Source organism: Gordonia sp. (in: high G+C Gram-positive bacteria), from assembly GCF_020438995.1.
Classification (GTDB): Bacteria; Actinomycetota; Actinomycetes; order Mycobacteriales; family Mycobacteriaceae; genus Gordonia.
Map to the genome: position 1 here is coordinate 1 of NZ_JAGQTN010000077.1, position 10489 is coordinate 10489.

The following is a 10489-nucleotide window of genomic DNA, read 5'->3' on the forward strand; positions in this document are numbered from 1 at the left end:
GGTCACGATATGACGCTGCCCCAGGGTCTCACCATGTCATCAGGCCGAATGATCGTCATCGGGATCTTTGCGCTCGCGGCCACGCTGCGAGTGGTGATACCGGCCGCAGACGGAACCCTCACCCAGGCGATCGGCTTCGACGATAGCGTGTACTTCTTTGCCTCACAACATCTTTGGATGGGTTCGCTGCCGTACCGCGATTTCCTCTTCATTCATCCGCCCGGCATTCTGGTGGCATTGTCGCCGTTCGCGTGGCTCGCCGCCGTCGTACCCGACTCGGTGGCGATGACCGTCGCGACCATCGCCTTCGGGCTGCTTGGCGCGGGTGCTGCGGCGATGGTCGCGATGTTGCTGATGCGGTACGGGCGGCTCAGCGCCGTGGCCGGCGGCGGCACATACTCCGTCTGGTCGGCGGCGGTGTGGAGTGATACCGCCCCGCTGCAAGCACCATTGGTGAGTACCGCGGTACTCGGCGCGCTCGTCCTGCTGACCCGCACCCGAACACCGCACCCGATCGTCGCCGGGCTGCTGCTCGGGTTCGGCATGACGGTGAAGATGTGGGCCGTCGTCCCAGTGGCCGTCTTCGCGGTGTTGTTGCTGGTCAGGCACGGGAAGGTTGTTGCGGCAAAGTTCGCCGGTGCAGCTGCGGCAATGACCATCGCCATCTGCATGCCGTTCTTCGTGCTCGCGCCGGCGGACATGTTCCACGCCGTCATCGGCGTCCCGACCGGACGGCCGCGGGCCCAGGGGTTCGATGAACGGGTCTTCTACTTCTCCGGCAGCATCCTGCACCACGACCGGCTGCCCGCGCCGATCTGGGTACTCATCGGCGTCACCGGTATCGCATTGTGCGCGCTGCCGCTAGCGAAGGTGCTACGCACGCGAAGGTCACCCCGGTCGTGGCCCGAGACATCATGGTGGTCGGTGCTCGCGCTGGCTCAGCTCGCAACGCTGCTCGTCTCACCGCTGTTCTACGACCACTACACGAGTTTCGCCGCCCCGGTGCTGTGCCTGCTGATCGGCTACGGCGTCGGTGTCCTGGCCGCCGACGCACGTACCCGCACGACACTTGTCGCCGCGGCCGTGGGGGCCGTACTGCTGGCACTGGCCATCGGCGCCGTCCGGACGATCGATCAGGGCGTCCGGCAACCGCATGAGTTGGCCGACATCCTGCGCGCCGACGAATGCACCTGGTCGCTGACCCCGGCACCGCTCATTGCCGGCGACGTCGCGCACCAACAGGTCCGCGACGGATGCCCGGTCTTCGTCGATCACTACGCGATGCTCATCGACGAAACCGATGCCACCGACGACCGGATCGGCGAGGTCTCGCCGACGGCCCGCCGCTATCAGGGAGCGATCGCCGACCAACTCCGTCGCGCCGACGCCGCCCTGTTCAATGGTGCCGAGTTCGCCGGTCTGTCCCCCAATACCCGAGCTATCGTCGATTCGGAGTTCACCCTCGACCACACCGTCGGCGACTACCAGTACTGGCGCCGCACAAGCGATTCGCGCTGACGATTCCCGCTGGCTCGTTTCCTTGAGCGCTGAACGGATCTGTTTAGCGATCTGCGAATTGATTGAGCGGGAGCGGACTTCGCGCCGCTGACCTACAGCCGGTCGGCGAGGATCGCGTCGACCACGGTGTCGACGGGGGTGGCCGCTCGGAGCTCGGCGGCGACCTTTGCGATGTTGGTCCGGTAGGTGGGGTCGCCGGTGACGGTGCCGATGGCCTTGGTGATCTGTGCGGGCGTGGGCCGCTCGGTCCTGAGGTCGACGGCGAGCTTGCGATAGGCGAGTCGGGCGTTGATGTCGTTCTTGGCCTCGAACCACCCGGCCGACACGATCGGGACCCCGGCCATGATCGCCTGCATGATCGAACCGTAGCCACCGTTGGAGACGAAGACGTCGGCGTGCGGAAGCAGCGCGGCGTAGTCGACCCAATCCTCGACGATCACATTGTCGTGCGGAAACCGTTGCCGCAGGGCCTCGGTGTGCCGGCCGCCGGTGGTGGCGACCACAAGATGCCCGGTGTCCTTGAGTGCCTCGAGGGTGGGAACGAACAGCTTCTCCGGGTCGCGGTTGTCGACGGTGCCCTGTGACACGACGACGACCGACGGCGCGCCGGCCAGCCGATCGGCGAAAGGCAGTTCGGCGGGCCCGCCTGTGCGCGGCGGCAGCAGCGGGCCGACGAACTGATGGTGAGCGGGCCAGTCGATGCCGTCGAAGTCCATCGACGGCAGACCGGTCTGGAACATCCGGGTCGCGGTGTCCCAAGGGAGCTGGAAGGTGCTGCCGGCGTACGCCGGGAGACCTTCGGCGTCGAGAAGATCGTCCAGGATCGGCTTGGCCTTGCTCTGCGTGCGCTCCACCATCGCCCACACGATCCGGTGTTTGAGGCGGTCGAACAGGTTACGTGCCGGGGTGAGTCCGAAGAACGGAGGTGGCGCCCCGGCCGACTTGGCCGTGGGGGTCGGTGCGGGATCGATGGCATATCCCGGGACGCCCAGCTTGCGCGTGACGGGATAGGCGGCGAAGAACGCGGCATCGTTGACCAGCAGATCGAACGCCCACTCCCGGTGCAGCTCGAGGATGTCGGCGTAGTGCGCGGGGATATTGGCGAAGAAGATCTTCTCCACATCGAAGGCGATGCGCTTGGGCCCCTTGAGTTTCGCGATGTCGGGAAAGTTCTCGGCCATGTTCTCGCCGTTGATCTCCAGCGCCCGCCGGAACGGTTCATGGGGTACGCCGAGCGTGGCGAGCCGGTCGGCGAACGACGATCCGGTGTAGAACCGGACGTCGTGCCCGAGTTCGGCCAGGCGCTGGGCGACGCCGGTCATCGGCAGGAAGTGACCGTCGAAAGGCATGGACGCGAAGAGGACTCGCATACGATCAATGGTCCACTATAGTGGCACTATAGTCAATGCCGATGCTAGGTCAATGCCGATGCTAGGCTCGCCTCCGTGACAACCCGGGCAGAGAAGGCGCTCGCCAATCGCCGCCGGATGGTGCGCGCGGCGTACGACCGCTTCTGCGAGAACGGGTACACCGGTACGACGATCGCCGACGTCGCGGCGGACGCTGGGGTCGCGGTGCCGACCGTTTACTACACGTTCAAGACGAAGGCGGCACTGCTGGGCGAGGCGCTGGGCGCCGCGATCGTCGGATTCGACCTGTGGCGTGAACCGCCGCCGGAGTTCGACACCGACACACTGCTGCCCTGGCACACCTGGTGGGAAGACTTCCTCGCCGCCCCGACCTCAGCCGCCGCATTGGAGATATGCCTGGCCAACGGTGTGGAGATTCTGCGCCGCGTCGCACCGCTGTGGCCCGCCGTGCAGGGCTCCCTCGGCGACCCGGAATCGGCCGCCCACGTCGCGGCGAGCCTGCAGGGGCGCTATGACTCCTACACCGAGTTCGTCAACGTCATCGCCGACAAGCCACCCGGACTCAAGAAGGGCGTCAGCAGGCGCACCGCGGCCGACATCATGGACGCGCTGTTCGGCGGCGACGTCTACCGCAACCTCGCCGACCGCGGCTGGTCACACGCCCGCATCAGCCGCTTCCTGCAGCACCTGCTGGCCGGCGAACTCCTCGGCTGAGCGCAGCCGAACGAGGGGCGTCGTAGGTGCGCCGGACGGCCACGGTTCGCTTTCCGACTCACGCCGCAGACCCTCCACCCGGCGGCGCGGTCCCAGTTCCAGGCCCAGATCCCCGGGGTGTGTCCGCTCCCTGAATCGGAGAGTGCCGGCCAGGTCCTGATCCGGACGTGGCGGGCGATTAAGCAAGTCGGCGGCCGCATGGAGACGGCCCGGCTGAGTCTGCGTCTTACGGCGGAGCGAGAAGCCGCCGTGCCGACCGCGGTCCGCGTACACCGGGACTCCGGCGGTCGACAGCGCATCAATGTCCCGCAGCACCGTGCGTGTGGACACCTCCAGTTCGCCGGCAAGTTCGGTCGCAGTCATCCGGCCCCGCCGGCGTAGGAGCAGCACCAGGGCAACCAGCCGATCCGCACGCACAATCTCCATTGTCTCCATAAACATGACACAGGGTGTCGCGTTTTGTTGCGACGCTGGTTCCACAGACGTCGATGACGGTGGCTACCGGCCATCACGGAATCGCCGTCACAACGAGAAGGAGCGGCAATGGAACGTAGCGCTGTCAACCCTGTGACGTGGTCACTGGAAATGGGCTTCAACCAGGGAGAGGTCGTGTCCGGACAGACCCGCACCCTCTTCATCTCGGGGCAGACCTCGATGAGCGTGGACGGGCGGCCCGAGCACGATGGCGACATCGCCGCTCAACTCGCGCTCGCCGCCGACAATCTCGAAGCTGTGCTCGGCGAAGCCGACATGTCTCTGGCGAACCTCGTTCGGCTGAACGTGTACACCACCGACGTGGACGACCTGTTCACGCACTACGGCGTGCTCGCCGGACGACTCGGAGCCGCCGGCGTCTCGCCGACCACTACCATGCTCGGGGTCACCCGACTCGCGATCCCCGGCCAGTTGGTCGAACTCGAGGGAACCGCCGTCGCCTAGCTAGGCCAAGGCTGAACCTTGCATGAGCGCAGGACGAAACCGACAAAACCCGGGAAGACGCTGATCGGAGTATCCGAAAAGAGCGTGGACGATGCCGTGGTCTCCGACGTAATGCTTTTCGTCCGTACCCAGCAACGCCCGACCACGCAGGTCATACCGGCCGAATCGGAGAGCTCCCTTCGGGTCACTCTTCGACGGCCATCCGTACTTCGGCGACGAGCAGTCGGGCAGCGTCGACCGATCGGCGGAGTTCGGCCGGGTCGGGGTCGAGGTGGCCGAAGCAGGCGTGGGCGCGGGCGGCGAAGTCGGCGGGAGCTCCGGTCAGCGTCGACGCGGCGGGGACGATGCCCTTCTCGGTGGTCACCCAGCCGCGGGCATGGGCGTGCAGAGCGTGAGCGAGGAGTGTCAGTGCGTGAGACAGGACGCCGGCGACGTAAGTGGCATCGCCGCCGGCGGCTCCCTTTCCGGCTATCAGAATGTCGAAGTCGGCTTCCCATAGGCAGTTTGCCACCAGGGCATGGGCCAGTGCCGGTGGATAGTCGCGGCAGCGGGTACGCCGCGCCTCGAGTTTCCCGGTGGGATCGGCGATGATCTGGGCGAGGGCGAGTTCTCCGAGGTAGGCGACGTCCAGAAAGCCCAGCGGATGACCGACCTGCCGGTGAAAGGCGAACTCCCCCAAGCCTGCTCGCTGCGCGATCACGTCGACATGGTCGAGATCGCGGTAGAGCCAGTCGACGGCGACACCGTCCATGGTGAGCCATCCGCCACCGTCGACCCACGGTCCCCAGCCACCGCGAGGGGTCAGGGTCACCGGCTCGTCGGCGGCGTCGTCGGCGATCCGTTGCAGTGCAGCGACATCGAAGTCGCCGGAGTAGTAGATACCGAAATCCCAGTCCGAATCGGGGCGGTGCGTGCCTCGCGCCCGCGAACCTCCCAGCGTCACACCGCAAATCCCGGGCACGTCAACGATGCGCCCGGCCAGGACCGTCATCCGCTCATCGATACCCATACCGCGAGCATATGCCCGATACCGAACTCAGACCGGAGACGATCTCCGTGGCCCCTACAGGTCCCACGGATTGAGCAGGCGCGCAGTGGTGCGGTGGAAGTCTCTGACGTTGCGGGTGACCAGCGTCAGGTCGTGCACCATTGCGGTGGCCGCGATCAGTGCGTCCATCTCGGACATCGGATCGGGGATGTGCAGCGCGGCGGCGGTGACCGCGGTCCGCTCGTCGACGGGCAGAATCCGGTCGGCGAACATCGGACGCACGTCGTCGTCCAACCAGAGCCTCAGCGATGCTCCGCCGACCGGATCAGTACGTTCTTTTCTGCGGATACCGCGCTCGAGTTCGAGCATCGTGACGACGCTGATCGCCAGATCGCCGACGTCGCGGTCACGCAACCACGCCATCAGGGCCGACGATCGTTTCCTGCGAGCGTCGCTGAGAATATCGGTGTCGAGCAGGTACCTCACAGATCGAGTTCACGAGGAGGTTCGATACGGCGCTCGGGCAGGTCGAACACGATCTGAGTGGTGTCGCGCGCCCACAACCGGTCACCGACGACTTCGGGCCTGGCGGTGAGCCGGTCAAACGCCTCCGCCGTCAGCAGGACGTGCGAACGGCGCCCGTGATCGGTGATCGTGACCGGTCCCCGTTCAGCCGCACGCTTGGCCGCTGACACGTCGCGGTTGAACTCGCGACTGGTGATCGTCGTTTCCATCGTGCACCTCCTCCGCCATAATATACCTATAGTAGGTAAAAGGTCGGGAGAGGAGGCGACAGTCGCCTTACTTGGCGGCGAGCCAGATCGTCGTGACCGCAGGAAGAAAGTCGTTGTCGGAAGTCAGGTCCCGCTCACCATACGGATTGTCCGAGGCGACGCAGATCATTCCGTCGGTCACACGACACGACTCAGTAGCGAAATTCGCGATGATCATGGCGCCCCAGCCCCTTCGGGAGCCCGAAAACACGAGAACGTCCGTCGACCCACGCAATTCGTAGTAGTCCTGCCAGTACACGTCCTGCCCGGGGTGTGCATCCCGACCGCCTCCGAAGAAGGAATGCCACGTACTCGAGCGGCGTAGCACCTCATCGACGTCGAACGGGTGGGGAACCGCGCTTCCTTGAAGTGCACGCTCTGCGGCCGCGTCAACCCTGACGGTCCCCGGCAACGCCAGAAGGAACAGGAGCGCTGCCCTTCGCAGCCGCAACGACGCCGGCGTGGCGTTCCCCGACTCCGGAAGCGTCCACACCGGCAGCTCACCGAGCGCACCGGCCGCGGCGATGGACCGCTGAGCCCATTGTTTGATCTCAGGACCGGTAGCTCCGTCGACGGGAAACTCAGCAACGCTCGCCATAGCTCACCATCGTAGGCACAGACTGTCCCAGATATGACCGGGTCGGATTTCCCGGGAACTTCTTGTCGGTGACATTCGGGTCGTTCTCGTACGGACCCGTCGGCTCCACCTCGTAGACGTGTGGTTCTGAATCATCCAGTGCTGCAACCTCTGCCGCCAGGCCGGCCCCATTCGGAAGTGCGGTGAAGTAGATATGATTCATGACGATCTCGGGGCGGTAATTCGATGTGAAGCCGGTGGTCAACAGACCACCGGGATCCAACCGCGCCTTTGTGCTGGTGATGGCTTCGGCCGCATCAGGTGTCGCGGCAGGAGCGGCGGTCCACGGCGATCTCGGCTTTGCCGACCTGGCACAGATGGTGCGTACCGCCCGCTGCGCCGAATGACTGTGGCGGTGGTCTATGTCTGCACGCCGAACAACCGTCGAGTCCATTCATCGGCCGGAAGGAACGTCTCCAGGTGCAGCCCTTCGAGGGCCGCGTCATTCGCAGTGGTCAGGCGTGCGGCGGTACTGAACAGGCTCATCCGACCGCCACGATCGGCGCCGCCATCGCACAGGTCCACGACCAGTTCCCGGGATTCGTCTTCACCCCATCGGTGAACCCGACGGCCATCACCAGCAGGTCCGTTTCCAGTGGGGTCTGGGTCCGCGCGACGCAGAGCCGCTGATCATCGGATTCGACGTCCTGATCGTCGATGACGACGGCCGAATCGCGGAGGTGCGCGGATTCCTCGACAAGGTACCGAGCTGATCGGCGACGACACGAGTTGGACGTGACAGACGCGGTGACGCGGGGAAGCTCGCCTCACCGCGTGCTGCGCGGTCAGTGTCGGCCGTGCCTGACTGACATTGCATCTCCACCCCGAAACGGTTATACCGGTTATACTAGACCGATGAAGACAGCAATCTCGGTCCCCGACGAGATTTTCAAACAAGCTGACGCGACCGCCGAACGCCTCGGCTGGAGTCGATCTCAGCTCTACACCCGAGCCGTACAGGAGTTCATCCAGCGGCGGGGAGACGATCCGGTGACTGCGGCACTCGACTCTCTCGCCGACGAACTCGACCTCGACACCTCACCCATCGCGGGTCGGCACCTGATCGAGTCCGGCGCGTGGGAGTGGTAGAGCGCGGGGACGTGTGGTGGGTCGATTTCGGTGAACCCGTCGGCTCAGAACCCGGCTACCGACGCCCCGCACTCGTCGTCTCGTCCGACCGCTTCAATCGGTCACGTATCCGAACAGTGATCGTGTCCGCCATCACCAGCAACCTGCGGCTCGCGGCGGCACCGGGAAACGTCGAGGTCCCGGCCGGCACCGCCAACCTGCCCAAGAAATGCGTGGTCAACGTATCGCAGACGCTGGTGATCGACCGTGAGCGCCTCACCGAACGCATCGGAACCGCCCCCCTCTCCGTCATGCGATCCGTCGACGACGGACTTCGCCTCGTCCTGGCGCTGTAGTGTCGCGAACATGCGGCTGCGTGAAGTGTCGTGGACCACCGCGACCGACGTGCGGTCCGAACGATCCTTCGGTGCCCAGTTGATGGTGGGTGGTGGGGTGGGGCTGCCCGGGTTTCGAACACCCCACGCATGGGACGACGATCGTTGAACACCGATGCGGAAAATGGTCACCACCGGTCCATGCACAAGAGTCCGCGCTCTCGCTCATCGTCACCGACGATGCGTGGTCGGTGCCACACCGGCCGACCAGGTAGCCTCTCCTACGTCGGCGGCGATCAGCACACCGACCATCACGACGACCATGCCCAGGCGCTGGCGCACCGTGTCACCGGCGCCTGTGGGCATCAGGTCATGATCGTGACGAATTCTGTACTGCGACATGGTATGTCAGTTTGTGTCGCCTGCGCTCGCGGGTGCCTGCAGACCCCACAGCCGGCCGTCGGGATCACGGACTGCGGCCATACGGGTACCGAAATGCGTGTCCTCGAACGGTGTTTCGAGCTCGACACCCGAATCGGCGGCGAACAGACTCTCTTCGGTCACCTTCAGCACGACCTGCTGGTCGGGCTGCTGGTCTTCGGGAATCTCGGCGATGAACAGCGTCGGCCCCTCGGCCGACCTCAACTGACCTGAATTATGGCCGGTGTCGAATTCCAGTTCGTAGCCCAGCGATTGGAAGAATCGTGCGGACTTTCCCAGTTGTGGGTGGTCAGGAAGATCGTCTCGATGCCTTCTGTGGCTGCCATGTCGGTGCTCCTACTCTGCGGTGTCGTCCGCGTTGATGGCGGTGGGGTCCTGGGTTGTCGTGTCCTGGGTTGTCGTGTCACCGAGTGTGTGCGCAAGGCCTTCGGCCCGGTCGAGGTACGCGCGGAGCGCGTCACTCACCAGTGCCGACAGCGACATCTCCTTGTCGATGGCCTCATGCTTCACCCGTTTGATCAGCTCGACCGGTAGGTAGACGTTGAACTGTTTGACTTCCTCACGACCCATGCAAGGATGCTAGCACTCTAGATCAATAGGTCAACTACGCCGGAAAAACGATGCAGGTAGAGCACAGGGATGTGTAATGAGGCTGCGGTGACCGCGGTCCGCTCGTCGACGGGCAGGAGGCGGCCGGCGAACAGCGGCGGGTCCCAGCTGTACACCCGAGCCGTACAAGAGTTCATCGAGACAGGTAACCCCTATATATAGGGTAAGAAGTAGGGCATGGTGAAGACGAGCGTGTATCTCGATGAGGCCCAGAAGGCTCGGCTGGACGAAGCGGCAGCCGTTTCCGGCCTGTCTCAAGCCAGCTTGATTCGCCAGGGCATTGACCAGGTAATCCAGGATCACCTGCACATTCGCCCGAAGATGAAGGCTCGCGTCAATGCGCCTGACCTGGTCGGTCGCACTGACGAACTCCTCGCTGACCTGGGTAGCGAAGCCACGTGAGAGTCGTTGCCGACACAGGCGGCATCGTCGCCGCCATCAACACGGCTGAGCCGGGACATGTGGAGTTCCTGGGCGTCCTCGAATCCGCATCAGCGGTGTTCGTGACGCCGCTCGTGGTAGCAGAGGTCCATCACGTGCTGACGTCCGCCGGCCTTGCTGAGGCCGCGGACGACTTTCTCGACGATGTGGTCGGCGGCTTCTACGACCTGGTGAATCCGGGCGTTGCCGACTTCGACAGGGCCGGCGGGCTCGTTCAGCGCTACAGAGGATCCATGCAGCGCAAGCGGCGGAAGCCCGGATCGTTGGATCTCGCCGACGCGATGAACGTCGTCGTTGCGGCAGCGAAAAGCACGAACCGCGCTGATCTGCCGGACGAGCGCGAAATGCTCGGCATACCCATCAGGCGGCACGGCAAACTCCAGTCCGAAAGCGATCAGGTCGGCCTCGAGGTGAGTAACCTTCGACTGATGCAGGGCCTGTACTTGCTGTGGGCGATCAGCTCGGCTCATGGGTAGCGCGGTGACTAGTCGCGGTTTGTGGGCACCGTGGACTGGACGCAGAGCCGGGCGAGTCCCTTAACATCCTGTTCGACCCAAGTATTGTCCAGCACGCCACACTCGCATGACAGCAGGCTACGGAGGAATCTGGACTTAAACCTGAAACGTCGTCGGTTTGAACGATGACGTTCTGGTGGA

The 10489-nt window shown here is 64.7% G+C and carries 16 protein-coding genes and 4 pseudogenes; 10 read left to right on the forward strand and 10 right to left on the reverse strand.

The genetic code is table 11. From position 1 onward, the window contains the following. Positions 1 to 1518, forward strand: a 1518-nt coding sequence (locus tag KDB67_RS06490) for a glycosyltransferase 87 family protein (protein ID WP_291013861.1), incomplete at its 5' end; no start/stop codon positions are given. Positions 1519 to 1610: 92 nt separating this feature from the next. Here the strand turns inward: KDB67_RS06490 and KDB67_RS06495 are convergent. Next, on the reverse strand, positions 1611 to 2867 hold the full coding sequence (locus KDB67_RS06495) for a glycosyltransferase (protein ID WP_291013863.1): 1257 nt from the start codon (positions 2865 to 2867) through the stop codon (positions 1611 to 1613). Positions 2868 to 2963: 96 nt separating this feature from the next. Between KDB67_RS06495 and KDB67_RS06500 the strand changes: the two genes are divergently transcribed. Next, entirely contained in the window at positions 2964 to 3602 is a 639-nt protein-coding gene (locus KDB67_RS06500; RefSeq protein ID WP_291013866.1) for a TetR/AcrR family transcriptional regulator, read from the forward strand. A 234-nt stretch (positions 3603 to 3836) separates the two neighbouring features. Here the strand turns inward: KDB67_RS06500 and KDB67_RS06505 are convergent. Further along, positions 3837 to 4019, reverse strand: a pseudogene (locus KDB67_RS06505) (HTH domain-containing protein); the annotation flags it as partial. A gap of 126 nt (positions 4020 to 4145) precedes the next feature. Between KDB67_RS06505 and KDB67_RS06510 the strand changes: the two are divergent. Continuing rightward, positions 4146 to 4541: a RidA family protein gene (locus KDB67_RS06510; protein ID WP_291013869.1), complete on the forward strand. Its 396-nt coding sequence runs from the start codon at positions 4146 to 4148 to the stop codon at positions 4539 to 4541. 184 nt (positions 4542 to 4725) lie between these two features. Here the strand turns inward: KDB67_RS06510 and KDB67_RS06515 are convergent, their stop codons facing one another. The 5 genes and pseudogenes from KDB67_RS06515 to KDB67_RS06535 all read right to left on the reverse strand — a co-directional run. Then, positions 4726 to 5550 carry a nucleotidyltransferase domain-containing protein gene (locus KDB67_RS06515; RefSeq protein WP_291013871.1) on the reverse strand — a complete coding sequence of 275 codons (825 nt, stop codon included), beginning with the start codon at positions 5548 to 5550 and terminating at the stop codon, positions 4726 to 4728. A 54-nt stretch (positions 5551 to 5604) separates the two neighbouring features. Beyond that, positions 5605 to 6015, reverse strand: a complete 411-nt coding sequence (locus KDB67_RS06520; RefSeq protein WP_291013874.1) for a type II toxin-antitoxin system VapC family toxin — start codon at positions 6013 to 6015, stop codon at positions 5605 to 5607. Continuing rightward, the gene (locus KDB67_RS06525; protein WP_291013876.1) at positions 6012 to 6263 is read right to left on the reverse strand and encodes a type II toxin-antitoxin system prevent-host-death family antitoxin; all 252 of its coding nucleotides are present in this window, start codon (positions 6261 to 6263) and stop codon (positions 6012 to 6014) included. The genes KDB67_RS06520 and KDB67_RS06525 overlap by 4 nt, the downstream gene beginning before the upstream one ends. Positions 6264 to 6330: 67 nt before the next feature. Next, a complete protein-coding gene (locus KDB67_RS06530; RefSeq protein WP_291013879.1) occupies positions 6331 to 6900 on the reverse strand; it encodes a hypothetical protein in 570 nt (189 codons plus the stop codon). Positions 6901 to 6931: 31 nt separating this feature from the next. Beyond that, positions 6932 to 7183 (reverse strand): annotated as a pseudogene (locus tag KDB67_RS06535) (NAD(+)--rifampin ADP-ribosyltransferase); the annotation flags it as partial. Between KDB67_RS06535 and KDB67_RS06540 the strand changes: the two are divergent. The 5 genes from KDB67_RS06540 (at position 7137) to KDB67_RS06565 (ending at position 8511) form a co-directional block, all read left to right on the forward strand. Next, positions 7137 to 7286, forward strand: coding sequence for a hypothetical protein (locus KDB67_RS06540; protein ID WP_291013898.1), 150 nt, complete (start codon positions 7137 to 7139; stop codon positions 7284 to 7286). The pseudogene KDB67_RS06535 and the gene KDB67_RS06540 overlap by 47 nt on opposite strands. Positions 7287 to 7359: 73 nt before the next feature. Next, a complete protein-coding gene (locus tag KDB67_RS22355) occupies positions 7360 to 7569 on the forward strand; it encodes a hypothetical protein (protein ID WP_366851867.1) in 210 nt (69 codons plus the stop codon). A gap of 225 nt (positions 7570 to 7794) precedes the next feature. Beyond that, entirely contained in the window at positions 7795 to 8028 is a 234-nt protein-coding gene (locus tag KDB67_RS06555) for a hypothetical protein (RefSeq protein ID WP_291013882.1), read from the forward strand. Further along, entirely contained in the window at positions 8016 to 8363 is a 348-nt protein-coding gene (locus tag KDB67_RS06560) for a type II toxin-antitoxin system PemK/MazF family toxin (RefSeq protein WP_291013884.1), read from the forward strand. Before KDB67_RS06555 ends, KDB67_RS06560 begins: the two co-directional genes overlap by 13 nt. A 10-nt stretch (positions 8364 to 8373) precedes the next feature. Beyond that, positions 8374 to 8511, forward strand: a complete 138-nt coding sequence (locus tag KDB67_RS06565; RefSeq protein ID WP_291013886.1) for a hypothetical protein — start codon at positions 8374 to 8376, stop codon at positions 8509 to 8511. A gap of 62 nt (positions 8512 to 8573) precedes the next feature. On the opposite strand, the gene KDB67_RS06570 is transcribed toward KDB67_RS06565, so the two are convergent. The 3 genes and pseudogenes from KDB67_RS06570 to KDB67_RS06585 form a co-directional block, all read right to left on the reverse strand. Further along, positions 8574 to 8708, reverse strand: a complete 135-nt coding sequence (locus KDB67_RS06570) for a hypothetical protein (RefSeq protein ID WP_291013888.1) — start codon at positions 8706 to 8708, stop codon at positions 8574 to 8576. Between the two features lie 42 nt (positions 8709 to 8750). Further along, positions 8751 to 9109: pseudogene (locus KDB67_RS06575) on the reverse strand (VOC family protein). Positions 9110 to 9218: 109 nt separating this feature from the next. Continuing rightward, positions 9219 to 9353 (reverse strand): annotated as a pseudogene (locus KDB67_RS06585) (CopG family transcriptional regulator); the annotation flags it as partial. Positions 9354 to 9569: 216 nt separating this feature from the next. Between KDB67_RS06585 and KDB67_RS06590 the strand changes: the two are divergent. After that, the gene (locus KDB67_RS06590; protein WP_291013893.1) at positions 9570 to 9794 is read left to right on the forward strand and encodes a CopG family transcriptional regulator; all 225 of its coding nucleotides are present in this window, start codon (positions 9570 to 9572) and stop codon (positions 9792 to 9794) included. Further along, positions 9791 to 10309, forward strand: coding sequence for a PIN domain-containing protein (locus KDB67_RS06595; RefSeq protein ID WP_291013895.1), 519 nt, complete (start codon positions 9791 to 9793; stop codon positions 10307 to 10309). The genes KDB67_RS06590 and KDB67_RS06595 overlap by 4 nt, the downstream gene beginning before the upstream one ends. The last annotated feature ends 180 nt before the right edge of the window (positions 10310 to 10489 follow it).

Bases quoted from the DNA above. Each gene is read 5' to 3' on its own strand.
- KDB67_RS06530 (WP_291013879.1), bottom strand. From the start codon at position 6,900: ATGGCGAGCGTTGCTGAGTTTCCCGTCGACGGAGCTACCGGTCCTGAG.
- KDB67_RS06510 (WP_291013869.1), top strand. From the start codon at position 4,146: ATGGAACGTAGCGCTGTCAACCCTGTGACGTGGTCACTGGAAATGGGC.
- KDB67_RS06590 (WP_291013893.1), top strand. From the start codon at position 9,570: ATGGTGAAGACGAGCGTGTATCTCGATGAGGCCCAGAAGGCTCGGCTG.
- KDB67_RS06495 (WP_291013863.1), bottom strand. From the start codon at position 2,867: ATGCCTTTCGACGGTCACTTCCTGCCGATGACCGGCGTCGCCCAGCGC.
- KDB67_RS06565 (WP_291013886.1), top strand. From the start codon at position 8,374: ATGCGGCTGCGTGAAGTGTCGTGGACCACCGCGACCGACGTGCGGTCC.
- KDB67_RS06555 (WP_291013882.1), top strand. From the start codon at position 7,795: ATGAAGACAGCAATCTCGGTCCCCGACGAGATTTTCAAACAAGCTGAC.
- KDB67_RS06570 (WP_291013888.1), bottom strand. From the start codon at position 8,708: ATGCCCACAGGCGCCGGTGACACGGTGCGCCAGCGCCTGGGCATGGTC.
- KDB67_RS06525 (WP_291013876.1), bottom strand. From the start codon at position 6,263: ATGGAAACGACGATCACCAGTCGCGAGTTCAACCGCGACGTGTCAGCG.
- KDB67_RS06515 (WP_291013871.1), bottom strand. From the start codon at position 5,550: ATGGGTATCGATGAGCGGATGACGGTCCTGGCCGGGCGCATCGTTGAC.